Annotated in this window: 18 protein-coding genes; 10 read left to right on the plus strand and 8 right to left on the minus strand. The window is 73.0% G+C overall.

Going from position 1 to position 25,896, the window contains the following annotated elements; genetic code table 11:
* Positions 1-14: 14 nt before the first annotated feature.
* Positions 15-1,358 carry an acyltransferase family protein gene (locus tag OG310_RS18610; RefSeq protein WP_329457004.1) on the minus strand — a complete coding sequence of 448 codons (1,344 nt, stop codon included), beginning with the start codon at positions 1,356-1,358 and terminating at the stop codon, positions 15-17.
* Positions 1,359-1,841: 483 nt separating this feature from the next.
* On the minus strand, positions 1,842-2,888 hold the full coding sequence (locus OG310_RS18615) for a zinc-dependent alcohol dehydrogenase family protein (RefSeq protein ID WP_329460244.1): 1,047 nt from the start codon (positions 2,886-2,888) through the stop codon (positions 1,842-1,844).
* A gap of 500 nt (positions 2,889-3,388) precedes the next feature.
* Between OG310_RS18615 and OG310_RS18620 the strand changes: the two genes are divergently transcribed.
* Positions 3,389-4,984, plus strand: a complete 1,596-nt coding sequence (locus OG310_RS18620) for a Na+/H+ antiporter (RefSeq protein WP_329457005.1) — start codon at positions 3,389-3,391, stop codon at positions 4,982-4,984.
* Positions 4,985-5,094: 110 nt separating this feature from the next.
* The gene (locus OG310_RS18625; RefSeq protein ID WP_329457006.1) at positions 5,095-5,916 is read left to right on the plus strand and encodes a class I SAM-dependent methyltransferase; all 822 of its coding nucleotides are present in this window, start codon (positions 5,095-5,097) and stop codon (positions 5,914-5,916) included.
* 61 nt (positions 5,917-5,977) lie between these two features.
* Here OG310_RS18625 and OG310_RS18630 read toward each other — a convergent pair whose 3' ends face one another.
* Positions 5,978-6,490, minus strand: a complete 513-nt coding sequence (locus tag OG310_RS18630; protein ID WP_329457007.1) for an SPW repeat protein — start codon at positions 6,488-6,490, stop codon at positions 5,978-5,980.
* Positions 6,491-7,030: 540 nt separating this feature from the next.
* On the opposite strand from OG310_RS18630, the gene OG310_RS18635 reads away from it, so the two are divergent.
* Positions 7,031-8,443 carry a S53 family peptidase gene (locus OG310_RS18635; RefSeq protein WP_329457008.1) on the plus strand — a complete coding sequence of 471 codons (1,413 nt, stop codon included), beginning with the start codon at positions 7,031-7,033 and terminating at the stop codon, positions 8,441-8,443.
* Positions 8,444-8,577: 134 nt separating this feature from the next.
* Here the strand turns inward: OG310_RS18635 and proP are convergent, their stop codons facing one another.
* A complete protein-coding gene (proP, locus tag OG310_RS18640; RefSeq protein WP_329460245.1) occupies positions 8,578-10,128 on the minus strand; it encodes a glycine betaine/L-proline transporter ProP in 1,551 nt (516 codons plus the stop codon).
* Between the two features lie 589 nt (positions 10,129-10,717).
* On the opposite strand from proP, the gene OG310_RS18645 reads away from it, so the two are divergent.
* The 6 genes from OG310_RS18645 (at position 10,718) to OG310_RS18670 (ending at position 17,680) form a co-directional block, all read left to right on the plus strand.
* Positions 10,718-11,386: a hypothetical protein gene (locus OG310_RS18645; protein WP_329457009.1), complete on the plus strand. Its 669-nt coding sequence runs from the start codon at positions 10,718-10,720 to the stop codon at positions 11,384-11,386.
* A gap of 130 nt (positions 11,387-11,516) precedes the next feature.
* A complete protein-coding gene (locus OG310_RS18650) occupies positions 11,517-13,052 on the plus strand; it encodes a nucleobase:cation symporter-2 family protein (protein WP_329457010.1) in 1,536 nt (511 codons plus the stop codon).
* Positions 13,052-13,237, plus strand: a complete 186-nt coding sequence (locus OG310_RS18655; RefSeq protein ID WP_329457011.1) for a hypothetical protein — start codon at positions 13,052-13,054, stop codon at positions 13,235-13,237. The genes OG310_RS18650 and OG310_RS18655 overlap by 1 nt, the downstream gene beginning before the upstream one ends.
* 282 nt (positions 13,238-13,519) lie before the next feature.
* On the plus strand, positions 13,520-14,266 hold the full coding sequence (locus tag OG310_RS18660) for a DUF4232 domain-containing protein (protein ID WP_329457012.1): 747 nt from the start codon (positions 13,520-13,522) through the stop codon (positions 14,264-14,266).
* 128 nt (positions 14,267-14,394) lie between these two features.
* The gene (locus tag OG310_RS18665; protein WP_329457013.1) at positions 14,395-16,989 is read left to right on the plus strand and encodes an excinuclease ABC subunit UvrA; all 2,595 of its coding nucleotides are present in this window, start codon (positions 14,395-14,397) and stop codon (positions 16,987-16,989) included.
* 298 nt (positions 16,990-17,287) lie between these two features.
* A complete protein-coding gene (locus OG310_RS18670) occupies positions 17,288-17,680 on the plus strand; it encodes a hypothetical protein (protein ID WP_329457014.1) in 393 nt (130 codons plus the stop codon).
* A 283-nt stretch (positions 17,681-17,963) separates the two neighbouring features.
* Here the strand turns inward: OG310_RS18670 and OG310_RS18675 are convergent, their stop codons facing one another.
* From OG310_RS18675 to OG310_RS18690, 4 genes are all read right to left on the minus strand, one after another.
* The gene (locus OG310_RS18675) at positions 17,964-19,052 is read right to left on the minus strand and encodes a helix-turn-helix domain-containing protein (protein ID WP_329457015.1); all 1,089 of its coding nucleotides are present in this window, start codon (positions 19,050-19,052) and stop codon (positions 17,964-17,966) included.
* A gap of 392 nt (positions 19,053-19,444) precedes the next feature.
* Complete coding sequence (locus OG310_RS18680; RefSeq protein ID WP_329457016.1) at positions 19,445-20,110, minus strand: class I SAM-dependent methyltransferase; 666 nt, start codon at positions 20,108-20,110, stop codon at positions 19,445-19,447.
* Between the two features lie 45 nt (positions 20,111-20,155).
* On the minus strand, positions 20,156-21,298 hold the full coding sequence (locus OG310_RS18685) for a TDT family transporter (RefSeq protein ID WP_329457017.1): 1,143 nt from the start codon (positions 21,296-21,298) through the stop codon (positions 20,156-20,158).
* A gap of 318 nt (positions 21,299-21,616) precedes the next feature.
* Positions 21,617-24,430 carry an N-acetylmuramoyl-L-alanine amidase gene (locus OG310_RS18690; protein ID WP_329457018.1) on the minus strand — a complete coding sequence of 938 codons (2,814 nt, stop codon included), beginning with the start codon at positions 24,428-24,430 and terminating at the stop codon, positions 21,617-21,619.
* Between the two features lie 445 nt (positions 24,431-24,875).
* Between OG310_RS18690 and OG310_RS18695 the strand changes: the two genes are divergently transcribed.
* Positions 24,876-25,895 carry a DUF2786 domain-containing protein gene (locus OG310_RS18695; protein ID WP_329457019.1) on the plus strand — a complete coding sequence of 340 codons (1,020 nt, stop codon included), beginning with the start codon at positions 24,876-24,878 and terminating at the stop codon, positions 25,893-25,895.
* Position 25,896 lies beyond the last annotated feature (1 nt).

A 25,896-nucleotide genomic window follows, 5' to 3' on the forward strand; every position in this document is an offset into this window, starting at 1 on the left:
CAGGGCCAGTGCCCTCACGACGCCCTTGCCAGTCGCTGCTCGGCGGCAGCCACGGGGACGGGCAGCGCCTCGCCCCTCGCGCCGCCCCCGCCCGTACCGCCCCGCCGTCCGGCGCCCGGCCCGCGCCGCCGCCAGCGCCGGTTGAGGGGCTGCTCTATCAGGTAGTACGAGGCGGTCGCCGCGGCGAACGACGCGGCCAGCGTCGCCACCAGGTGCCCGCGCTCCACGCCCAGGTCGGCCAGGAGCCGGCCCAGCGGGTAGTGCCACAGGTAGAGCCCGTAGCTGAGGTTGCGGCCCACCCAGGCGACCGGGGCGAGCGAGAGCACCCAGGACAGCGCCGAGCGGGGGCGCAGTTCGAGGGCGGCGACGATCGTCGCCGAGAGCAGCGCCGTCACCAGGAAACCGACCGTGTACCAGCTCTCCGTCCAGGCGGTCGCGCCCGTCACGGGGATCTGCCAGACGATCAGCCCCAGCACGCCGAGCGCGGGCCACGCGAGCCGCCCCGACCAGCGCCGCAGCGCCGCCAGCCGCGGATCGTCGTGGCGCAGCCGGGCGACGGCGATCGCGAGGAGCGCCCCGGCGAGCAGCTGGTCGGCGCGGGTGTCGGTGCCGTTGTAGATGCGGTGCGCCTGGGTGGGGTCCCACAGCAGCCACCGCCAGGCGACGGGCAGGGCGCACAGCACCGCGGCCCAGATCAGCACGGTACGGGGACGCACCCGGTGCAGCAGGGCCCGCAGTAGTGGCGGCCACAGCAGGTAGAACTGCTCCTCGACGCCGAGCGACCAGTTCTGCGCGAGCAGCGAGGTGCCGTCCGAGTACGGGCCGGGCTGGGCCGCACGGACGATGTTGACCAGGAACGTCGCCGACAGCGCCACCGACGTCCAGGCCCCGCCGAATCCGGGCAGGCTGGTCATCCCGGCGAGCACCGCGCACAGCGCGCACACCGTCATCAGCGCGGGCACCAGCCGCAGCCAGCGCCGCCAGTAGAACGCGCCCATGGAGATGTCGCCGGTGCGGGCGTACTCCGCGACGAGCAGGCGGGTGATGACGAAGCCGCTGATGGTGAAGAAGATGTCCACGCCGATCGAACCGCCGGGCAGCAGGCCGGGCACCAGGTGGTAGACCATCACCAGCCCGACCGCGAGGGTCCGCAGCCCGTCGACGCCCCGCACCCGGCCGGTGCTGCGGATCGCGGACGGGAAGCCCCGCCCGCCGCCCGGCGCGGACGGCAGCTTCGGCTGGACGGGCATGCCGTCGCGCGAACCGCCTGTTGGTCTCTCGTCGGTCGCGTCGGCCGTGGTCGTGGACGCCGCGTCGGCCGTGGTCGTGGACGCCGTGGGGCTCGCGGGGGCGGCCACGGGTGTCACCGGCACGGCGGCTCGGGCGACGGGTGCGCGGCCGCCCGCCGTGCGTCGCCGGGGGCGCCCGCCGGGTCCGCCCGCCGGGGCCTCCCCGGGCATGCGTGCGGGAGAGTTCCCCGGGCACCGGTTCCCGGAGGTCGCCGCCTCGGCCGCACCGCTCGTACCGGCCGCCGCTGTCGTCTCGGTTCCAAGGGTCGGGTCCACATGGTGCCCGTGCCCGGAAAGGCCGATCCCACACGACGGCCCCGAGCGATTAACTCAAAACTCAGATTGGGTAGTCCGGTTGCCGTACGGGGCGTGTGTTTCCCGTGTGACGACCCTGTGGCGGGTGCCGCTCCCCGGGACAGCGCGCGGGGCCCGTACCGGAGCTCGCGGCGCGGCGCGCGGGGCCCGTACCGGAGCTCGCGGCGCGGCGCGCGGGGCCCGTACCGCGGCTCCGCTACGGCGCGCGGGGTCCGCACCGGAGCTCGCGGCGCAGGCTCACACCTGTGGGGTGATCACCGTCATGCCCGCCGTGACCGCCGCCGGCCGCTCCCCCATCGCGGCCAGCGCCGCGGGCGCAGCGTCGAGCCCGATCACCGAGGTGACCAGCAGGTCCGGCCGCAGATTGCCCGCCGCCACCTGCCGCATCAGCCGCGGATAGGCGTGCGCCGCCATGCCGTGCGAACCCAGCACGTCGATCTCGTACGACACGACACGGTCCATCGGCACCGGCGTACCGCCGCCCGGCAGCAGCCCGACCTGTACGTGCCGGCCGCGCCGCCGCAGGGACAGCACGGACGCGGCGCAGGTGGCGGCCGAGCCGAGCGCGTCGACGGAGACGTCCGCACCACCGTTCGTGGCGTCCCGCACCGCCGCCGCCGTGTCCGGGACCGCCGTCGCGTCGACGGTCGCCGCCGCGCCGAACTCCCGCGCCAACTCCAGTGCGCGGGCCGCCACGTCGACCGCCACGACACGTGCTCCCGCCGCCGCCGCGATCATCACCGCCGACAGGCCCACACCACCGCAGCCGTGCACCGCGAGCCACTCGCCTGGCCTGACCCGCCCCCGCTCGGCGACCGCCCGGTACGCGGTCGCGAACCGGCAGCCCAGCGAGGCGGCCGTCAGGAACGACATCGAGTCCGGTACGGCGACGAGGTTCGTGTCCGCGTGGCGCAGCGGCACCAGCTCGGCGAACGACCCCCAGTGCGTGAAACCGGGCTGCTCCTGCGCCTCGCACACCTGCTGCTCCCCTGCCGCGCACGCGTCGCACCGGCCGCACGCGCACACGAACGGCACCGTGACCCGGTCGCCGGGGCGCCAGGTGAGGACCGACGCGCCCACCGTCTCGACGCGGCCCGCCAGTTCGTGTCCCGGCACGTGCGGCAGCGTGATCCCGTCGTCGTGGCCCATCCAGCCGTGCCAGTCGCTACGGCACAGGCCGGTGGCCTCCACGCGCACGACGACCCCGTCCGGCGCCGGGACCGGGTCGGGCACCTCCTGGACGGCGGGCATCGTGCCGAACTCCCCGAACACCACGGCGCGCATGGCCGTCACGCCCCTTCCTGTGCTGTTCCGCGCGGTTTCCCGCACTGTTCCCCGCGCCGCCTGCGGTGCGGTCGCCTCTGTCGTACCGCGTGCCGGATGCCCGGTCCTGCGCCCCGGTGCGGGTCGTCCCGTGTCGTCCATGGTGCCGCCCCCGCGCCGCGCGTGCCCGCCCCGGCCCAGGGACCGAACTATCACATCCCTCGCGCGCGTGGCGGACGGCGTGCCCGGCGTGACCCTGCCCGCGGGGACGATCGTCCCCGCGGCGGCCGGCGGGGACGGCGCGGTGCGGGTTCGGGCCGGGTACGCCCCGGGTGCGGCGGCGGCGGCGGTTGGTGCGGGTCCGTACCGGGAAAGGCGGCCGGGCTTCGGGCGGGTCCGCGCCGGGGTACGGCGTGGGGCTTTCGTTAAAGTGGGTCGCGGTGTGCCGGGAAGCCTGGTCGGCGAGGGGACAGTCATCTGTTCCGCCAGCCGCCCGCCGCCCCACCGAACAGGGACTTCCCATGGCCAGCCTGACCGTCGTCCTCCTCCTCGTGGTCCTCGCCACCGCCGTGGCGACCGGCGCCCGGCACTGGCGGGTGCCCGCCCCGTCCCTGCTGGTGCTGGCGGGCCTCCTCGCGGGGCTGCTGCCCTGGGTGCCAGACGTGCGGGTGGCCCCGGACGTGATCGCCGTGGTCGTGCTGCCTCCGCTGCTGTACGCCTCGGCCGAGGAACTCTCCGCACGTGAACTGCGCCCGGTCTGGCGGCCGGTGACGGTCCTCGCCCTCGGTCTCGTCCTCGCGTCCGCCGCCGCGGTAGCGCTGGTGGCGTCCGTGGTCACCCCGCTCCCGCCCGCCATGGCGTTCGTCCTGGGCGCGGTGCTCGCGAGCACCGACCCGGTGGCGGTCACCGCGCTGGGCCGCAGGCTGTCGCTGCCGCCGCGCATGCAGGTGATCGTGCAGGGGGAGAGCCTGTTCAACGACGCGACGAGCCTGGTGCTCTTCAAGGTCGCGGTCGCCGGCGCGGTCGCGGCGAGCGCGGTGTCCGTGCCGGGCGCCGTCGGCGAGTTCCTGCTGCTGGGCGGCGGCGGCGCGGTGATCGGCGGGGCCGTCGGCGCCCTGGTGACCCTGATCCGCCGCCGTACCCGGGACGTGACGCTGGAGACGGTGATCGCGCTCGTCACGCCGTACGCCGCGTATGTCGTCGCGGAGGATCTGCACACGTCGGGGGTGACGGCGGTGGTGGTGGCGGCCGTCGTGCTGGGCAGCACCGGCCACCGGCTGACGGGGCCCCGCGTCAGGATCCAGCTGCACGCCGTCTACGGCACGGTGGTCTTTCTGCTGGAGAGTGTCGTCTTCGCCATCATCGGCCTGCAACTCCCGCTCATGGTCAAGGAGTTGGCGGCATCGGAAGGAAGCTGGCCGCTGTGGGTGCTGGGGTGCGCCGGCACGGTGCTCGCGGTGCGGCTGCTGTGGATCTTCCCGCTGTCCGCGCTGACGCAGTACCGGCGGCGCGGGCGCGCCCCGGCCGGGCAGGCGGGGCGGATGTCGTGGCGGGTGCCCGCGGTGCTGTCCTGGGCCGGGACGCGGGGCGTGATGCCGCTGGCCGCCGCCTTGTCCATCCCCCTCACCACGCATGCGGGGCTGCCGCTGCCGTACCGGCCGCTGGTCCTGGTGCTGACCACCGGGGTGGTCGTCGTGACGCTCGTCGTCCAGGGCTTCACCCTGTCCCCCGTGGTGCGCCGTTCGGGGGTGGCGCTCGACCCCGGGCACACCGCGCGTGAGGAGGCCCGCATCCGGCGCACCCTGACCGCTGCCGCCCTCGCGGAACTCGACCAGATGGTGGAGGTCGACGCCGCGCCGAGGGCCGCCGCCGACCAGGTGCGAAGCGGCCTGCGGGCCCGGTACGAGCGGGCCGCGGCGGCGGCGGACGACGCGGCCGGGGGCTCCGGCGCCCGCGACGCACACGAGGACGACGTGCGGGCCCTGCGCCGGGCGCTGACGGCGGCGGAGACCGCCGAGCTGCACCGGATGTACGAGGACGGCCGGGTCGGCGGCGCGACGATGCGCCGCATCCAGCACACGCTCGACCTGGAGCGGGCGAGCCTCGACGAGCGGTGACGGGTGCCGTGAGGGCGGCGCGCGGCGAGGGGAGGCGGTGCGAGCGACGGGCCCCTGCCGGGCGGCGCCCGCCGCCCTGGGACCCCGCGGTGATCGGCGATACTCGGGCCATGGCCGACCACGACGCGGACGACGGATACCTGCTCGACAACCAGCAGGCGGAGGCCGGGATCCGCTTCGACGCGCTGGCCGAGCTGTTCGACCCGGTGACCTTCCGGCACGTCGACGCGTTGGGCGTCACCGCCGGGATGCGGTGCTGGGAGATCGGCGCAGGGGGCCCCAGCGTCCCTGTGGGGCTGGCCGCTCGGGTGGGACCCGGCGGTGCCGTGGTGGCCACGGACATCGACACGTCGTGGACCGGGCCCGCGCCGGGCGCGGGCACCGGCGCGACGATCGAGGTGCTGCGCCACGACGTGGCGGCGGACCCGCCGCCGCCCGGCGGATTCGACCTGGTGCACGCCCGCCTGGTCCTCGTCCACGTGACCGACCGGGCGGAGGCGCTGCGCCGGATGGTGGGGGCGCTGCGTCCCGGCGGGCGGCTGCTGATCGAGGACGCCGACCCCGGGCTGCAGCCTCTGCTGTGCCCGGACGAGTCCGGTCCCGAGCAGCGGCTCGCCAACCGCCTGCGGTCCGGCTTCCGTGACCTGATGGCCGCGCGCGGTGCCGATCTGGCCTACGGACGTACGCTGCCGAGACTGCTGCGCGAAGCCGGTCTGCACGACGTACGGGCGGACGCCTACTTCCCAATCACCTCGCCGGCCTGCACCGTCCTGGAGGCCGCCACCGTGCGTCAGATCCGCACCCGTCTCGTGGACGCGGGACTCGCCACCGACCAGGAGATCGACCAGCACCTCGCGAACGTCACGGCCGGCGGCCTCGACCTGGCGACCGCCCCGATGATCTCCGCCTGGGGACGACGCCCGGGCCCGTGACAGCGAGGACCGGCGGCACGCGAGTGAGCGTGCCGCCGGTCCTTTCGCTACCCGCCGGGCGTCAGACCTGCGGTGACTGCTCCCGGGCGGAGCGGCCCCGGGCGGAGCGGCCCCGGGCACGCGAGCGTCCGGCACCGAGCACCGCGGTCGCCAGCGCGAGGCACACCATCACGCCGCCGATGACGCAGTTGCTCCAGATCGTATGGGTCGTGTTGAAACTACCGGTGATCACCCAGGGGGCGATGATCGCCCACACGCCGATCCCGAGTGCGGCCCAGCTCATGCCGTGCATGCGCTCGTAGGCGTGGTTGTTGTATCCCATGGCGAGCAGGGTGAACGCGAGACCGGCGATCAGGTTGGTGATGGCCAGGGGGGTGAACGCGGTGAAGCCGATGATCCACGCGGACCCCGCGAGGTACAGACCGGCCAGTATCGCGAGCCCTTCCACCGCCTGTGCCATCGGCGTGGAGGCGGCCCGTTCCGAGTGGTCCCGGCGCAGAGCCATGATGTCCGGGTGCTGGTCAATGCTGTCCGACGTACTGGATGTCGTGCCGGGTGACGTGTGTGCCGCCATCTCGGCCACCTCCTTTGATGTGGCTTATGACCGCATCCGAGTCTCCTGCTCGCATCACCTCAATCAGCATTTATCTAATTTTTATCTGACTTAACGCATTCGTGACCTTCCGTAAGGACTCTCCAGACCTTCGCCGACGGCCCTGTCCGCACCCCGTGGCGACGACGACGGGTGCGGACGGGCCCGTCATCGCGCCGGACGGGCCGCGCGGGGCCCGTCCAGCGCCACCGCCCACCTGCCCGGGGAGGCGTCACGCGCTCGTCACCAAACGCGCCCCGGTGCGCCGAACTCCGGCGCCGGGCCGGGCCGTCGCCCGCGTACGGTCCGGCTTCGAGCGCGGGTACGCCCTCGCGCGGTAGCCCGTCGGCGTCATGTCCCCGTCATGAAGGTGTCATGCACAGGCAAATTATTCGGCTGAGCGGAGTAAACAGGCACCTCCGAAGCGCCGGGCTCCTTGTTCCAGCGGTGACCTGACGATCTGATCGTCATACCGATCGCCTGATCGGTCGGCATGATCCACTCGATGCAAGGAGCACCTCCATGCACAGAGTTCTCCCGGCTCAGCCCCGGAAGAGAGCCGTGGCCCTGGCCGTGGGCGTCACCGCCCTCACGGCCTGCGCGCTCGCCACCGCGCCCGGTGCGCAGGTCGGCCCCGCGCGGACCGGCAGCGTGACGGCGAACGCCGCCCCGGTGAGCGCCGCACTGCCCCAGCCCGTGCCCGCAGTGGCGGGCGCGCAGGCCATCCGCGGCGCGAGCGGCCCCCTGACCACCGCGCAGTGCGAGGCCCAGTTCGGCATCGCGTGCTACACGCCCACGCAGTACCGGCAGGCGTACGACCTCAACGCCCTCTACCGCCAGGGGATCACCGGCAAGGGCCGCACGATCGTCATCGTGGACTCCTACGGTTCGCCGACCGTGCAGCACGACCTTGACGTGTACAGCAAGCAGTTCGGCATCAAGAGCACCCACGTCTCCGTCGTGAAGTGGGGCCACGTACCGACGTTCGACCCCACCGACGCGACCCAGACCGGATGGGCCGGCGAAACCAGCCTCGACGTCCAGATGGCGCACGCCGTCGCCCCCGACGCACACCTCGTCCTCGTCGAGACGGGCGTGGCGGAGACCGAGGGCGTCACCGGCCTGCCCGAGATGATGGACGCCGAGAAGAGCCTGATCGACCAGGGCGTCGGCGACGTCATCACGCAGAGCTTCGGCGCGACGGAGAACACCTTCCCCGGCTTCGCCACAGGGGACTTCTCCAGCATCCAGAACCTGCGGTACGCGTTCAAGGACGCCGCGAAGCACAACGTCACCGTGCTCGCCTCGTCCGGTGACGGCGGCGCCACCGACTCGACCGAGGACGGCGTCGGCTACTACGACACGCAGGTCAACTCCTGGCCGTCGAGCGACCCGCTCGTGACGTCGATCGGCGGCACCCAGCTGCACCTGGACGAGCAGGGCAAGCGGACCGCGCCGGACAGCGTCTACAACGACTACGGCGCGGGCGGCGGCGGCCAGTCGCACGTCTTCGCCCGGCCCGCGTACCAGAACACCGTGAGTCGCGTCGTCGGCGCGCGGCGCGGTACGCCGGACGTCTCGATGGCGGCGGCCGTGGACGGCGGCGCCTGGACGTACACGAGCTACGACCCGGCCGAGACCGGCTGGGGCGTCTCCGGCGGTACGAGTGAGGCGAGCCCCCTCTTCTCGGGCATCGTCGCGCTCGCCGACCAGCGGGCGGGCCACCGCCTCGGTGACATCCACCAGGCGCTGTACAGCCTGTCGGCGCAGTCCCTGTGGAACCCGTTCACGGGCATCACGGACGTGAAGGACGGCACGAGCAACTCGTACCAGGGCGTGACCGGTTACGACGCCGTGCGCGGGTACGACATGGCGACGGGCGTCGGCAGCATCGACGCCGCGAAGTTCGTCCCGGCACTCGCCAGAAGGCACTGACGGCCTGACGGCCGATGGCCTGACGACCGGCGGCCCGGCCGCGACGGTGGCGGTACACGGAAAAGAGCGGCGCCCGTGCCGCGCGCACCCGCGCGCGGCACGGGCGCCGTCGCGCCCGCCGTCGCGGCGGTCCCTCAGTCCTCGTCGTCCTCGTCCGTGTGGTGCCTGCCGGGATGCCGTACCCGCACCCACACGTCCCGTGCCTGACGGCCCGCCTCCGTCCTGCTCCGGGCCACGAGGCTGCGGGCCTGCTCCTCCGTCTCCACCATCGGCCCGGAGCCGCGCAGCGGCTTGCCGGCCGTCTCGTGGAGGAAGAACGTCGAGATCAGGCCGATCAGCCCGGCGATCATGAGGTAGTACGCGGGGATCATCTTGTCGTGCGTCTCGTCCACCAGCGCCGACGCGATCAGCGGTGTCGTACCGCCGAAGAGGGACACGGAGACGTTGAACGCGATCGACAGCGCGCCGTAGCGGATACGCGTCGGGAACAGCGCCGGGAGCGTGGCGGCGGACGTGCCCGCGAAACACACCAGCAGCAGCCCGAGGATCAGGCAGCCGAACGCGGGCAGCAGGATCCCGCCCTGCCGGATCAGCAGAATCGCGGGAATGGCCAGCACGATCATCGCGATGCTGCCCCCCAGGAACATCGGGCGCCGTCCCCACCGGTCGGAGGAGCGCCCCACGGTGGTGATGGTCAGCGCCACCACGATCATCGTGCCGAGGATCAGCAGCTGCGCGGTGACGTCGTCCTGGCCGAGCGTCTCCGTCATGAAGGTGGGCAGGTACGACGTCACCATGTAGTTGGTCACGTTGTAGAGCAGGACGAGGCCCATGCAGATCAGCACGGCCTCCCAGTGCTTCGTGAAGATCTCCTTGAGCCGCCCCTTGCCCGACTGCCGCGCACCGCTCGCCAGCTCGTCGTCGGCGCGCGCCGCCTCGGCCGCGCCGCCCTCGCCGTCGCGGTTCTCCGCGGCGGCGGCCTCCTGCTCGCGCAGGAACGCCGGGGTCTCCTCCAGCCGCAGGCGCATGTAGAGGCCGACGAGGCCGAGCGGCCCCGCGACGAAGAACGGCACCCGCCAGCCCCAGTCGACCATGCCCTTGCTGCCGAGCAGGGCGGTGAGCAGGGTGACGATCCCGGAGCCGAAGGCGTAGCCGATGAACGTGCCGAAGTCGAGCCAGCTGCCGAGGAAGCCGCGCCGCTTGTCGGGGGCGTACTCGGCGATGTAGGTGGTGGCGCCCGCGTATTCGCCGCCGGTCGAGAATCCCTGCACCAGACGGCAGATCAGCAGCAGGATCGGCGCCCCGAACCCGATGGCCGAGTAGCCGGGCAGGAAGCCCACGGCGAACGTGCTGATCGCCATGAGGATCATCGTGATGGCGAGCACGCGCTTGCGGCCGATCCGGTCGCCGAGCGGCCCGAAGACCAGACCGCCGAGCGGCCGTACGAAGAACGCGGCGGCGAACGTCGCGAAGGTGGAGACCACCTGGGTGCCCGGCGAGCTGGACGGGAAGAACACCTTCCCGAGTGTGGTCGCCAGGTAGGCGTACACCCCGAAGTCGAACCACTCCATCATGTTGCCGAGCGCGGCCGCCGACACCGCCCGGTGGACCTCGGCCTTGTTCGTCACCGTGACGTCGGACGGACTCAGCGGCTGCTTGCGCCTCCGCAGCAGGGAACGGAGCAGCCGTTCGTTGGTGGAGCGTCCCGAGCCCTTCGTCACGCGGCCCTGTCGGAGACTCTTCGATCGACGGGGGCGGCCGATATTCATCTCATCCTGTCCGTAGGCATCCGATTTCGCCCATTATTACCGTCGGCATCCCCGCCGTCGGGAGGACGAGCGGGGCTGACCGCGTGGCGCCGATGGGCCTGGCTCGCATACCCAGGGCCGCCCCGTCGATTCGCGTGGTCCGCGCCACGCGGGGTGTCGGTAGGGCCACCACCGATCCGGTCCTCAGGCCCAGCGACGCGACGGCGCGCGACGGGCAGGATTTCTCTTGTCGGCACGGCACGGCACGGACGCCGGGGACACCGGCACGCCGGACCGCACCGCGCCGGATCACACCGCACCGGATCACACCGCACCGGACCGCACCGCACCGGATCCCAACGCACCGGCAGGCGCACGGAACCGCCCGACGTCAGCCGGACAGCGCGTACGCGGAGCAACGCGCCCGCGCCGGACCGCGCGTACGCGGAGCCACGCCCGCCCCGCGCCGAACCGCACAGCGCCACGACATGACGCGCCACACACGCCATCACACCGGGGGACATCCATGAACGAGACCATCGCCAGGCGGCTGACCGGCATCGCCGGCATCTCCGCGGCAGCCGCCCTGATCGTCGAAGTGCCGCTCTACTTCCTCTACTCGGGGCCGCCGCCCGCCTCCAACGTCCTGGCGCGGCTGCTGATCGGGATCCTGGCGCTCGGGGTCCTCGTCATCTTCGTGACGGCCTTTCGTGAACTGGTCAAGCGGGTGAGCCCGCAGTACGAGTGGGCCGGCACGCTGGCCTTCGCCTCCGGTCTGGTCTACGCGACGATCACCCTGGTCTCCAGCGGTCTGGAGGCGGGCGCCGTCATCGCGGCCGACCATCCCGTCGACCCGACGATCACCGTCAACGGCACGTACATCCTCTACGGCACGATCTCCCGCATGATGCTGGGGATCTTCCTGGCGTCCGTGGGCTTCGCGATCTCCCGTACGCGCCTGCTCCCGCCCTGGACGTGCTTCTCGGCGTACGCCCTCGCGGCGATCAACGTGGCGTTCATGCCATCGCTGTTCTTCGGGAACGACCCCGCCCACTTCTACGCGGCCAACGGCTGGGGAACCACGGCCCTGATGGGCGCTCTCCTCAGCTACTGGCTGCTCGCCCTCGGGGTGTCCGTCGTCCGCAGCGCGTCCCGCGTCGCTCCGGCCACCGCCACCGCGGCGCGCGGGCACTGAGACCCAGGGGCAACGGGCCGGCGGCCGGTTGCGCGCCGCGCGGCCGCAACCGGCAGGAACGCGGGGGGAAACGGTGCCGAAACACCTTCAACGGAAAGTTGAAGCGCACCCCTTGTGCCAGGCGGCGCGGGTGCCGTACGAGTACGCGTACCACGCCCGTACGGCACTCGCACACATCACCGACCCCCTGCCCGTCCCCCGCCCGGTGCCGTCCGCGCTCACCCCCTCCCGTACCCCCGACCTGACGGAGGCCGATGTGCCACCCGACCCGACGGCACCCGACCCGACGGCACCCGAACCGCCCACGGCCGAGGCGGTGGTGGACACGGTCGACACGCGGCCGCCGGCGGGCCGCCTCGGCCTGCTCGGGCTCCAGCACGTGCTGGTGATGTACACCGGCTGCGTCACCGTGCCGCTGGTCTTCGGCGAGGCGGCGAAGCTCGACACCTCGACAGTGGGACTGCTGGTCAACGCGGACCTGCTGGTGGCCGGAGTGATCACGCTGCTGCAGTCGCTGGGCCTCGGGAAACTGCTGGGGGTGCGGCTGCCGGTGGTGGCTGGCGCGACGTTCACGGCCGTGACGCCGATGGTCCTGATCGCGGGTCAGTACGGCATGCGGGCCGTGTACGGCTCGATGATCGCGGCGGGCGTCTTCGGCCTGCTGGTGGCGGTGCCGTTCGCCCGGGCCGTACGGTTCTTCCCGCCGCTGGTCAGCGGCACGGTCATCACCGTCATCGGTCTGTCGCTGATCGGCGTGGCGGCGGGGCTGATCGCGGGCGACGACCCCGCGGCGAAGGACTACGCGGCTCCCTCCCACCTGGCGCTGGCCGGCGGGATCGTGCTGCTGATCGTCATGTTCGGCCGGTTCACCCGTGGATTCCTGTCGCAGGTGGGGGTGTTGGTGGGTCTGGTCGCGGGCACCGCCGTCGCCGTCCCGATGGGCCTGACCGACTTCTCCGCGGCGGGCGCCGCCCACTGGGTCGGTGTCAGCTCGCCGTTCCACTTCGGAACACCGACGTTCCCGGTGGCGGCCGTCACCTCGATGTGCGTGGTGATGCTCGTGACGTTCACGGAGTCGACGGCCGACATGCTCGCGGTCGGCGAGATGACGGGCCGCCGCCCCACCCGGGACGACCTGGCGCGCGGCCTCGCGGCGGACGGCGTCTCCGGCGTGCTCGGCGGGGTGATGAACGCCTTCCTCGACACCGTCTTCGCGCAGAACGTCGGCCTGGTCGAGATGAGCAAGGTCCGCAGCCGCTACGTGGCGGCGGTCGCGGGCGGCCTGCTCGTGCTGCTCGGGCTGATACCGAAACTCGGCGAGACCGTCGCCTCCCTGCCGGGCCCTGTCGTCGGCGCCGCGGGTCTCGTGATGTTCGCGACCGTGACGACGGTCGGCATCAGGACCCTGCGCAGGGTCGAGTTCGACGGTACGAACAATCTGCTCATCGTCGCCGTCTCGATCGGCGTGGGGATGCTGCCGGTCGTGGCGCCCACGATCTACCACGCGTTTCCGGCCTGGATCCAGGTGATCGGCGGCAGCGCGATCACGAGCGCGACGCTGACGGCGTTCGTGCTGAACCTCCTCTTCCACCACACCCGGGGGCGTGCCGCCACGGAAAGCGGGCATGCGCCATCGCACAGCATGGACCGTGAGGGGAGCCTCTGATGGCGAAGAAGATCCTGGCCCGTTTTCCCGCCGGAGCGCCGCGCGGCGCCTGGCCGGCCGAGGAGTTCGCGGCCCACCGGCGCAGCGAGGGCACCCCGGCGACGGTGGTGATGGACCTGGCGGCGGACGCGTTCCTGGTGGTCGTGCCGAAGGCGGACGCGGCCGCACGGGCCGGGATGGCCTGAGCGGCACGGGCCCGGGCAGGCACCGGCGGTGTCGCTCCGGTGCCGCCCCGGCGCCCCGCTGTCCCGTCGGCGAACGGGGACGCGGCCCCTGTGACGCCTCCGGCGTTCACATGTTGCCATGTCACAGGCCGTCGACAGCGGCGTCGTAGGCGTACGACGGACGGAAACGCTGATCGGTGGGCAATGATCCTCATCGAGGGGGCCGCGGTCGGTGCCTCCGCATCGGTTCGTCCCGCACGCCGCAGCCCTCAAGGGGCACGGCCCACTGAAGTGAGGCACCCCATGAAGCTGCGCCCCGCCACGCTCCCGCTCGTCGTCGCGACCCTGGCCGGCGGACTGATGCTCACCGCGTGCGGCGGCTCGTCCAGCACGGACGGCGCGTCCGCCGGCGGCTCCACGAGTGCCTCGGCGTCCACGGACGCGACCGGCGGCGCGGCCGGAAGCACGGACAGCCCCTCGGACGCGGCGTCCACCGGCTCCTCCGCGTCCGGCTCCAGCTCGGACTCCGGCTCGTCCTCGAACGCGTCCGGCACGAACGCGTCCTCCGGCAAGAAGGCGGCCGGCTCCTCCACGGGCGGCTCGGCGCCGCAGGCGGCCGCCGGGTCCGGCACGGCTGCCTGCCGCACCGCCGACCTCTCCTTCTCCTACGGGCCCGGCAGCGGCGCGCAGTCGGTGGGCTCCCCGGGCGGCGTCATCATCAAGATGACCAACAAGGGCTCGGCGTCCTGCAGCATGACGGGGTACCCCGGGGTCAACCTGGTCAGCAGCAGTGTCAGCTGGCCGCTGAGCCGGCAGACGTCCGTCGCCCCGCACCGGGTGACCGTCAAGCCCGGTGGGAGCACCAGCTTCACCATCACGTACATGCCCTTCACCAAGGGCTCCGGCGAGCAGGTGGACGTCACGACCCTCGTCATCACGCCGCCGAACGAGACCCACTCCACCCGGATGGTGTGGGACTTCCAGCCGGTCCTGCGCCAGGACGGCGCCACCCACCCGGCCACCTACGTGGGCCCCGTCGGCGGTCAGTGAGCCCGCGTCCCCGCAGCTGAGCGGGGCGTGCGTGCGCGACAATGAGGCCGGGGGCGGCGCCGCGGTGACGCGCGGCGGCCGGACGGCGCGCACGTGCGAGACGAGGCCCCCATGGAGACGCAGCGGCGATGACGAGCACCCCCGGCGCGAGCGGCGCCTCCGATCCGTACGTACGCGTCCGCGGTGCCCGCGAGCACAACCTGCGTACCGTGGACGCCGACATCCCCCGTGACGCGCTCACCGTCTTCACCGGTGTCTCCGGCTCCGGCAAGTCGTCCCTCGCCTTCGGCACCCTCTACGCGGAGGCGCAGCGCCGCTACTTCGAGTCGGTCGCCCCGTACGCCCGCCGGCTGATCCACCAGGTCGGGGCGCCGAAGGTCGGTGAGATCACCGGCCTGCCGCCCGCTGTCGCCCTGCAGCAGCGACGCGGCACCCCCGGCTCGCGTTCCTCCGTGGGTACGGTCACCACCCTGTCGAACCTGCTGCGGATGCTGTTCTCGCGCGCCGGGTCCTACCCTCCCGGCACGGACGAGCGGCTCGACTCCGACGCCTTCTCGCCCAACACCGTCACCGGCGCCTGCCCCGAGTGCCACGGCCTGGGCAGGGTGCACCGCGTCACCGAGGCCTCGCTCGTGCCCGACCCGTCGCTGAGCGTCCGCGACCACGCGATCGCCGCCTGGCCCGGCGCGTGGCAGGGCAAGAACCTGCGCGACGTGGTGGCGGCCCTCGGCTACGACATCGACCGGCCCTGGCGCGAACTGCCGCAGGAGGATCGCGACTTCATCCTCTTCAGCGACGAGCAGCCGGTGGTGACCGTCGACCCCGTGCGCGAGGCGGGCCGCGTCCAGCGGCCCTACCAGGGCAAGTTCATGAGCGCCGAGCGGTACGTCATGCGCGCCTTCTCGGAGTCCAAGAGCGCCGCGACACGGCGGCGGGTGGCGCGCCACCTGGAGAGTGCGGTGTGCCCCCTGTGCGGGGGCAGGCGACTGCGGCCCGAGGCCCTCGCCGTCACCTTCGCGGGCCACGGCATCGCGGACCTCACGTCGATGCCGCTGAGCACGCTCGCGGACATCCTCCGGGACACCGCCCGGCTCGCCGACCCGACCGCCACCGTGCCCGACTCCGCCTCGGGCGAGACGACCGAGGCGGCGGTGGCGCTCGCCCGCGACCTCTCCGCGCGCATCGACGTGCTGGCGGACCTCGGCCTCGGCTACCTCAGCATGGACCGCACCGCGCCGACCCTCTCACCGGGCGAGTTGCAGCGCCTGCGGCTCGCGACGCAACTGCGGTCGGGGCTGTTCGGCGTGGTGTACGTCCTCGACGAGCCCTCGGCCGGCCTGCATCCGGCCGATACGGAACCCCTGCTCGACGTGCTGGAGAAACTGCGCGCCGAGGGCAACACCCTCTTCGTCGTGGAGCACGACATGGACGTGGTGCGCCGGGCGGACTGGGTCGTCGACGTGGGCCCGGGGGCGGGCCGGTACGGGGGGCGGGTGCTGTACAGCGGGCCCGTACCCGGCCTCGCGGAGGTGGGCGAGTCGGCGACCCGCCCGTACCTCTTCGGGAACGGCCCCAACGGCCAGGAGAGTCAGGGGGGTTCCGGCAACGGGCGGACGCCCCGCACCCCATCCGGTTGGCTGCGGCTGCGCGGGGTCGACCGGCACAACCTGCGGGACCTCGACGTGGACATCCCGCTCGGCGTGCTCACCGCCGTCACCGGGGTGTCCGGCTCCGGCAAGTCGACCCTGGTCGGCCAGGTCCTCGCCGAAGCCGTCGCCGCGCACCTGCACACCGGGCCGGACGGCGACGCGGCCGTGCCCGCGTCGAAGGACGGCGCCCCCGAGCAGGAAACGGAGGCGGACGACGGGGACTTCGAGACCGGGGACCCCTCCTCCGACGCCGGCGCGGGAGTACGCGCGGTGGAGGGACTTCAGGCCGTGGACCGCCTCGTACGCGTCGACCAGAAGCCGATCGGCCGCACACCGCGCTCCAACCTCGCCACGTACACCGGCCTGTTCGACACCGTACGGGCCCTCTTCGCGGCCACCGACGAGGCCCGGAAACGCGGTTACCCGCCGGGCCGGTTCTCGTTCAACGTCGCGTCCGGACGCTGCGAGACCTGCCAGGGCGAAGGGTTCGTCGCCGTCGAACTCCTCTTCCTGCCCGGCACCTACGCGCCCTGCCCGACCTGCCACGGCGCCCGGTACAACCCCGAGACACTGCAGATCACCTACCGGGACCGCACTGTCGCCGACGTACTCGGCATGTCCGTCGACGAGGCCGCCGCGTTCTTCGCCGACGTGCCCGCCGCCGCCCGCAGCCTCGGGACCCTGCGGGACGTGGGGCTGGGCTACCTCCACCTCGGTCAGCCGGCGACCGAACTGTCGGGCGGCGAAGCCCAACGCATCAAACTCGCCTCCGAGTTGCAGCGGGTACGACGCGGACACACCCTCTACCTGCTGGACGAGCCCACCACCGGCCTGCACCCCGCCGACACGGACCTGCTGATGCGGCAACTGCACGGCCTGGTGGACGCGGGCGACTCGGTGGTCCTCGTCGAACACGACATGGGCGTGGTGGCGAGCGCCGACTGGGTCCTCGACCTCGGCCCCGGCGCGGGCGACGCGGGCGGCCGCGTCGTGGCCTCCGGCCCCCCGTCCCGCGTGGCACGCAGCACGGAGAGCAGGACGGCCCCGTACCTGGCCCGCCGACTCGGGGACTGAACCGGCCGGGCAGCGGGCTTCTGGGCAGGGCGCGACGGTCCAACTGGACCGCGCGCACGACATGTTGCGGGCACTTCGGCGTGTGCCGCCACCCCGGCCGCCGTGCGCGGGCCTGTCGATGTGCCACAGAGCCGTCCCGGACGGCCGCTCCTAGAGTTTCGTACCGGTGGCCGTGGCCTGCGGCAGGCGCCCACGAGCGGCGTCGAGCCGAATGATTCCTCGACGCGCGGCGACAGCGGTGCCGGCGGCACAGGCCTGGCCCGGCCTTATGGGACACCCGACAGAAATGAGCTCCATCATGCAGGTGCGATCCCGGATCTTCGCGGCGACGACGTTCGTGGCCGCCGCGCTGGCCGCGACGACGCTCGTCACCACGGCCGCCGCGTCGGCGGCCCCGGCCGCGATCGGGACGGGCCGTGTGCGGCTGTGCTCGCAGGGCGACTACAGCTCCGCCTTGGGGCTCTCGGGCTCCGGACACTCCCAGCAGACCGTGTACGTGCCCGCCGGCCAGTGCCAGACGTTCGGCATCCCCTTCGACGCGAACCTGAGCGTCACAGGACGCGACGGCAACGGTACGACGCTCTCCGTGCCGGGGCCGGGGCTCCAGTCGGGCCCGTCGCATGTGGGCATGAAGCCGGCCGGCCTGGGCACCGAGTCGTCCCCTCGGTTCGCCCAGAACGCCAACAACTGAGCGCGGGTCGGGCGGCGAAGCCCCGTCCGACCACGGCGTCCGTCCCCCGGCGCCCGAGGCAACTCGGGCGCCGGGCGGCGGCGCGCTGTTCGTTGCCGGGCCGCGTCCGCGTCGCCCGGACGAAGTCGTCGTCGACATCCGGCGGCCGTGCCCGGTGGAGGGCGGCCGACGCGTGCTGCTGCTTCGAATCGGCAGTGAACCCGCCCGCGTTGACACGGGACGTGGGGCAGATACAGCACGTGCGGGCCGTGGGGGGCGGCGGACCGGCGCGGGCGGTCGCCTTTCACGGGTGGCGGGCGCCCGCCATATCCGGGTCCCGGCGCGGCTCGTCGTCGATGGGCGGGGCGGCGGGGGCCGGGGCGGGCCCGCATTCGGCGCAGCGGCCGGGCCCGGGAGCGCGGAAGGCACGGTCGCAGACATCGCAGGTCTGGAAGGGGTGCGGCGCCGGGGCGGCCGGGGCGGCCGGGGCGCGGAAGGGCGGCGGGGGCGGCAACTGGTGGATGAGGCGGTGGGCCAGTAGCGCGGCCGGGTGGCGCGGGCCCCCGGGTGGCAGGTCGGCGCTCAGGGCGAGGGACACGGCGAGCGGGCTCACCTCGCGCTCCAGCCAGGCGGCCACGCCGGGGGCCAGGTGGTCCGTCTCGATGGTGGACAGGAGCAGACGGGGGTCGCGAACCCGCAGGTCGGCGAGGAGATCGGTGGCTCTGCGCAGCAGGGCCTGGGCGGGGAACGCGGGTGCCGGTACGGCGGGCAGGGAGCGTTTCGTGCGCTGGACGGGTGACGCGGCACCTCGGGTCACCGTGACGTCGGGCGCGGGTTCGGTGGGGGCCTCCGGGCGCTGAGCGCGGTCCGGCAATGTGGCGCCGTGTCCGGCCGCCGCCGGTCTGTTCCGGAGGACCGCCGGTCTGTTCCGGAGGACCGCCGGTCTGCTCCGGGACACCGTCGGGCGGTTCCTGGAGGACGCCGTCGGCTGGTTGCAGGACACCGTACGGGTGACGATCCGGCCCGCCGGGGTGCGTTCGCGTCTGCGGTGCAGGTAGCCGTGGGTCTCCAGTTCGCGCAGCGCGGCAGCGATCCGGGCCGAGCCCTCGGGGAAGCGGTGCACGAGGGTCTTGATGTCCACCCGGGCGCCCGCCGGCAGCGACTGGATGTGCACGCCGAGGCCGATGGCGAGCAGCGACAGCTCGTGGTGCTGGGCGAGGTGGTTGCCGATGACCGTGAAGCGGTCGGTGTGGCGGCTGTTGTCGTGCACGACGCCGGACGGATGGCCGGCGGCGGACCGAACGTGAGGGCGCGGATTCGCCCGCACGGGGGGTTCGTTGCCGGTAACGACTGACTGGGCGTGCGCGGGCAGGCTAGGGTTTTGGGTATCCATCGGGAAGGTCTGCTTCCTCGGTGGTCAGGCCCTCGATCGGGATCGTTAGTCCCGGCCGGGGGCCGACGTATGTCTGGGGTGGTTTTGCTGTGTCGCGCTGGTTTTGCTGTGTGTCGCGCTGAGCGTAAGTCAGCCGGGGGTCCGAAAAGCCAGCTGAGTCCGTGATGTTCACCCGCCCGAGTGAGCCGGCTCGGAGGGCAGTTCGACGGGCCCTGGTGGGGCTTGGTGAGGTTCTTTCCCTCTCCTGTTCCTTTGGGGGAAGGCGCCCGTGGCACCGGAACGCACGGGTCAGGAACGCACGAACCCGGAACGCAGGAAACCGGGTTCCGGTCGGTTGGCGCATGGTGGCCCGGTCGGCGGACAGCCCCGGCGCGGGCCGGGCCGGGGGAGCGTCAGGGACGTCCCGGCTTGTGTGCGAGAAGGGTCGCGACGGTCCTCACGGCTCCGTCGGCGGGCTCCTGCACCAGCCGTGCGGTGACGACGAGCCCCGCGCGGCCGAGCAGTTCGGCCAGCCGGTCCGGTGGCAGCACGTAGGACGCGTAGGTCACGGGAAGGCCGCCGTACGCCTGTGCGGGGCGCAGCCGCAGCTCCTCACCGGCCGCCACATGGCCCGCCACCACCACCGTGCCGCCCGGCGCCAGCGCCCGGTGGAACTCGCCGAACACGACGGGCAGCAGGGCCGGGGGTGTGTGGTGGACGCTGTAGTGGGCGAGGATGCCGCCGAGTGCGTCATCGGCGAGGGGCAGCGCGGTCATCGACCCGACGGCGAAACCCAGGCCGGGGTGGGTCCGGCGGGCCAGGCCGATCATCTCGGGTGACAGGTCGACGCCGAACGCGTCCACCCCCAGTCCCGCCAGGTGCGCCGTCACCGGTCCGGGACCGCAGCCCAGGTCACCGACCGCCCCGAGCCCTGCCGTGCGTACCGTCTCCGCGAAGGCGGCGAGCATCGCCCGTGACAGCGGGTCGAGTTGCCCCGGACGCCTGACCTGTTCGAGGTAGGCGCCGGCCACCGTGTCGTAGGACTCCCGGACCGCCCGGAGGTAGGAGAGATCAGTCACCGGGCGACCCTAGGGGATCGTCGACCTGCCTTGCACCGAGTGGAGTCACTGCCCCCCGGCCGGTCCCCTCACCTGCCCCGCCGCGTGCCGCAGCGAACGGTAGGCGACCACGGCCCACGCCAGGACGAGCAGGATGTAGAGCGCGACGGCGGGCCAGATGAACAACTCCGAGCCGGTGCGCGCGGCGAGGGCGCTGGTGCCGGTGACGCCGGCGCCGAGGGGGAAGATGAACGACCACCAGGTGGGTGCGAAGGGCAGCCCCGCCCGCAACGCCCGTACGGTCAGAGTGGCGGCCAGCGTCAGCCACAGCATGGCGAAACCCCACAGGGCGACCCCGCCGAGGAGCGCGAGGGCCTCCGCGCCCTGCGCGTACAGCGCGGGCAGCGCGCTCGGCGCCACGGTGGCCAGAGCGCCGAGGGCCGTCACCGCCTGGCCGAGTGCCCCCAGACCGATCCACACCGTGGGCACCAGGGCACCCGTGGGCGCGGGGTGGTGCACCAGGCGGCTGTAGATCATGGCGAGCACCAGCAGGACCGCCACCAGGCCGAGCCCGAACAGCGCGTAGCAGCCCAGCAGCAGGGCCTCGCGCGGCTGGCCGGCCGACGCGTGCGGGATGAGCAGCGCGCCCGTCGCGGCCGAGACCAGGGGCGGCACCACCGGCATGAGCCAGCCGCCGAACGCCGCGTCCGGCTCGAAGCGGTGCCGGCTGACCATCAGGTACGGCACCGTGCACACGGCGACGAGACCGAGCGCCGTGCCGATCGACCACAGCACCCAGTCCACGTCCAGGGCCGCCTGCGCGCCGATCACCCGATGGCCCAGCAGCAGCGTCCCGGCCCCGACCGTCATCAGCGCCATGGGTGGCGCGCCGAGGAACTGGGACTGCACCGGGTGGGCGGCGTGCAGTCCGAGCCCCCGCTGCCGGAGGTAGCCGACGGCCAGGACGACGAGCAGCAGCGCGGCCCCCGCCCAGACCACCGTGGCGGCGTCCTGGAGCCCCGGGAAGGTGCGCGGCAGGGTGACCGCCGCGTCGGCGACGATGCCCGTGCCCATGACGGCCGCGAACCAGCTGGGGCCGAGCAGGGCACGCCCCGCCCCGTTCGCCGGGGGACGGGCCGGGGCCGGGGGCCTTGGATCCGCGTCGTCCGTGAGCGGGACGGAGGCGGCACTGCTGGGGTGGGGTGTCACGGCGTGGAAGGCTTTCTTCTGAGGTCGCGGGATCACCGTGGTCACCGGCCCACCGGGGAGCCCGGGCCGAACGGATCACGCCGTCGGCCGAGTCCTTCGGCCCGCCGGCCCTATGACGCTAGGTCGGGAGCCCGCCCCGGCGGCATAGGGCGATGCGCCAGGACGCCCTCACATCAGGACATGGGAAGGGCCCCCGCCCCGGCCACCGTGAGGTGACCGGGCCGGGGGCCCTGCCGTGGTGACCCGGTGCCCCTGTCGGGATCCGGTGTCGTCCGGTGCGTCTGTGCGACGGGGGCGCGTGGCGTCCCCGCGGGATGGTCAGGGCAGCAGGTTGTAGGTGCCCCAGCCGGTGCCGATCTCGGTGCGCTTGGCGAACGGTGCCGAGGCCTTGCCGGTGCCCTTGTAGAACCACAGCGTGCCCGACGTGTCCCGGGCGATCAGGTCGCCGATCCCGTCGCGGTTGAGGTCGCTCGGGCCGGCGAGGGCGTTGAAGATCCCCCAGCCGGTGCCGATCTCCGTGCGCTTGGCGAACGGCGCGGCGGCGTTGCCGGTGCCCTGGTACAGCCACAGCACGCCCGAGGTGTCGCGGGCGACGAGGTCGGCCTTGCCGTCGCCGGTCAGGTCGCCGGTGGAGGTCATCGTGTTGAAGATCCCCCAGCCGGGCCCGACCTTCTGCCGCGCCAGGAAGGGCTTCGCCGGCGTGCCGGTGCCCTGGTAGAGCCACAGCGCGCCCGCGCTGTCCCGGGCCAGCAGGTCGGGCTTTCCGTCACCCGTCAGGTCACGGGCGCCCCAGAGCCCGTTGAAGATGTTCCAGCCCGTACCCACCTTGAGCTTGGCCTGGAACGGCTTGCTGGGGTTCCCGCTGCCCTGGTAGTACCAGAGCGTGCCGGTCGTGTCGCGGGCCACCATGTCGCCCGTACCGTCGGCCCGCAGCGCGGTCATCGGGGTGATCGCGCTGAACTGCTGCCAGCCCGAGCCGATGCGGAACTTCGTGTAGAACGGCGCGGTGGCGCTGCCGGTCCCCTGGTACTGCCACAGCATGCCGGAGGTGTCGCGCGCGACGATGCCGTAGCGGTCGGTGCCCGTGTCCGGCGCGGTGCTCGTGCCCACCTGCACGTCGCTCGACTTCACCCACGCGATGCGGTGGTTGTAGCGGATCGGGTAGAAGGTGGTCGTTCCCGTGACGAGGGTCCTGTCGTGGGCCGCGGTGCCCGCGAACGTACCGGCGTACCAGTAGTCGCCGACCTGCGCGGGACCCGCCTCCACGTACGCCTGCCCCGACGGAATGCTGTACTTCGTCAACGAGGCGCTGTTCGAGTCCTGTACGGGCACCCCGGTGCCCGCGTACGCCGCGTCCTCCGGATAGGCCCGCCCGTACACCGGGATGGACGTCGCACCGGCCTTGGCCTTGAGCACCGGCTTGCCGGTCTTGGCGACCTGCGCGGTGAACTGGCCGCCCGGGTTGGAGAACCAGGCCTTCTTGCCGCCGTACCAGATGGCGGTCCAGTTGGTCTGGGCCTCGGCGACGACGTACTCGCCACCTGCCACGACCTTGTTGCCCCAGTTCGGGCCGTCCGTGGACTTCACCGTGGGCATGTACGGATCGGTGATCATGGCCGACGTCGTCGAGGGCGACGTGTAGAGGTAGCCGAAGTTGGCCGGCTGCTTCGCGACGGTGCTGCCGCCGTAGGTGAGCGTCGGCTGGTTGGCCGTCGTGAACGGCGGTACGACCCGCACCACCTGACCCGCCTTCAGCGGCCCGCCCGCGCCCTGGTCGCCGGTGGGGGCGCCCAGGAGGGACATGTAGTGGTTCCAGTCCCAGAAGGGGCCCGGGTCCCAGTGCTGCGACGCCACGTTCGCGTCCAGGACGCCCGGCACCTCGTCGTGGCCGATGATGTGCTCACGGTCCAGCGGGATGTTGAAGCGCGCGGCCAGGTACTTCACCAGGGTCGCGGACGACTCGTACTCCGACGGGGTGTACCAGCTGCCCGCCTTGATGGCGTAGCCCTCGTGCTCGATCCCGATCGAGTGCATGTTGATCGTCTTGTTGGCCGCGTGCCAGGCCTCGTCCTTGGTCGGCACCATCTGCGTGACCAGGCCGTCGGACGCCCGGATCAGGTAGTGGGTGCTCGCGTACGCGGCCGGGTCCTGGAACTCGCTCACCGAGGACGCGTAACTGCCCTCGGTGTCGTGGATGACGATGTAGCGGATGTCCTCGCTGCCGGACGGGCGGTTGGCGACGTTGTAGTTGCCGAAGTCGTCCGGGGTGCTGCTGTCCTGCTTGAACGCGGCAGGCTTGAAGTCGCAGTTGAGGCCCGAGGGGCACTCCGGCGCCTGGGTCGCCGTGAAGCTCGCGGGCGTCGCCAGCGGCACGTTCGTCGTGGGCGCCGGTGTCACCGAGGGGTCGGCGGGCAGTGTGACCTGCTGGCCGTCCGTGGTGAGCGCGCTCTGCCCGTCCTTGACCGTGTCGAAGACGCGCTTCGCGAACAGCGCGGCACCGCCCGAGTCCGGCGACTGGCTGTAGCGCGCGACGGCCGCGTACCACTGGCCCGGGTCCTTCGACAGTGAACCCTTCGCGTCCTTCTGGTACTTCGCCAGCAGCGCCGCACCCGCGCGGATGCTCTGCTGCGTGTCGTCCTGCACGGCGCCGACCGGCTTGTCGATGAGCTTGGCGGCGGCGTCCAGCGTGTGCAGGCGCGGGTCGCTCGTGTTGACCGTGGGAGCCGCGGACTGCAGGGCGCGCTTCGCGTTGAAGTGCTTGGTGACCGCGGGGTCGCCGCTCATGTTGAGGTGCGAAAGCCGTTCCTGGTCACTGGGCTTGTCCACATCGCCCGCCGTCACCCGGGTCAGCCCCATGACGTTGTAGGAGCCCGTGGTGCTGGGCTGCCCGTCGTGGGACTGCCAGAGCGACGACTGGTAGGAGACGGCCATCAGGACGCTCTTCGGCACGTCGAACTCGGCGGCAGCGCGGTCGAACTGCGTCTGCAGGCCCGCGTTGACGGCGGCCGGCTGCGCGGCCCCAGAATTCTGCGCGGCGAGAGCGACCGTGCCGATCACGGCCGAGGCGAGAACGCCCGACGTCACGCCGTAGATCAGGACCCGTCTCTTCCGGTCCCTGCGGTGCTGCTTCAATCCCCACCCCTGAGTGTTGTCACCGATCGCAGAGCGCCGTCGGTGTACGTGTTCCGGAACACCTCTCGCTGAGCGGTATCGGTGCCCGGGTACCGGAACGGTAGCGGACGGCGGGGGCGGGGCAAGCGCCGGAGCGGAAGTGTGACGCACCTGGTGCCTGTCTCGCGGCTGTGCCCGGCCCGTCCGCCGGCTGTTCCGGGGCACCTCCCTGCTGTCCCGGCGCCGTGCGCCCCTGTTCCGGGCCGTCCGCCGGGTGCCCCTGGGGTGTCCAGCGGACCCACTCTCCCCACGCGCGGGCTGTCCACTCGGCCCGGTGCCCCCTGATCCCGGGCCGTCTTCCGGCTGTGCGGGCCCCTCCTCGCGCGCGTCCCGGCCCCCGCGTGCGCGGAGACCGTCAGGGGGCCGCCGCGCACCCGGGACCTGCCCCGTCCTGGACAATGGACGGGTGGACGAGTTCGAGCAGGCGTACCGCAGGACCCTCGGCGCGGACGCCGGCGAAACCGAGACGGACACGGCTGCCTCGGTGCTGGCCGCGCTCGGCGAGCAGTGGGACGCCGCAGCCGTCGCCACCGCGGCCCGGGTCCTCGGGGAGTGCGAGCGCCGGGGCTGGGCCCCCGTCGATCTCGTCCGGATGGCGGGCCGGGAGCTCACCGCCCGCCACCAGCGTCTCGCTGCCGCGCTCGCCGACGGTGGCGGTGTCGCCGCCTTCGCCCGTACGGAACGGCTGGACCGGTTCACGGCGGCCACCGTCCTGGTGGAGCTGCTGAGTTCGTACGGGCGACTGCCCGCGATCCCCACCGCGATCCCGCGGGCCGCGGCGCCGGTGGGAGAGAGCGGCAAGGTGCTCGGACGCATCCGGGCGCTGCTGGCCAAGGCCGAATCCACCGGCTTTCCCGAGGAGGCGGAGGCGCTGTCGGCCAAGGCCCAGCAGCTCATGGCCCGCCACCGCGTGGACGAGACACTGCTGCGGGGGGAGGGCGCCGCCGGCGGTCCCGGTTTCCGCCGGATCGGTGTGGACCGCCCGTACGAGGGGGCCAAGGCGCTGCTGCTGGACGCGGTGGCCTCGGCGAACCGGTGTGAGGCGGTGTGGTCGTCCGATTTCGGCTTCTCCACGGTCGTCGGCCACGACAGTGATCTTGAGGCCGTCGAACTCCTCTACACCTCGCTCCTCGTCCAGGCCGACCGGGCCCTCACCGGCGGCCCGTCCCGCCGCAGGGACTACCGCGAGTCGTTCCTGATCGCCTACGCGTCCCGGATCCGGGAGCGGCTGAGCGCCGCGGCCGACGAGGAGGTGGCCGCCCGGCGCGACAGCCCAGGACTGCTGCCGGCGCTGGCCGCCCAGGACCTGGCGGTGCGCACGGCCACCCGGCGCCTGTTCCCCGCCACGACGACGTCCCGCCTCAAGGGCCGCGACGCGGAGGGCTGGCGGCGGGGCGAGTCGGCAGCGAACGACGCCCGCCTGTGAG

This window comes from Streptomyces sp. NBC_01497 (assembly GCF_036250695.1).
Taxonomy (GTDB): domain Bacteria; phylum Actinomycetota; class Actinomycetes; order Streptomycetales; family Streptomycetaceae; genus Streptomyces.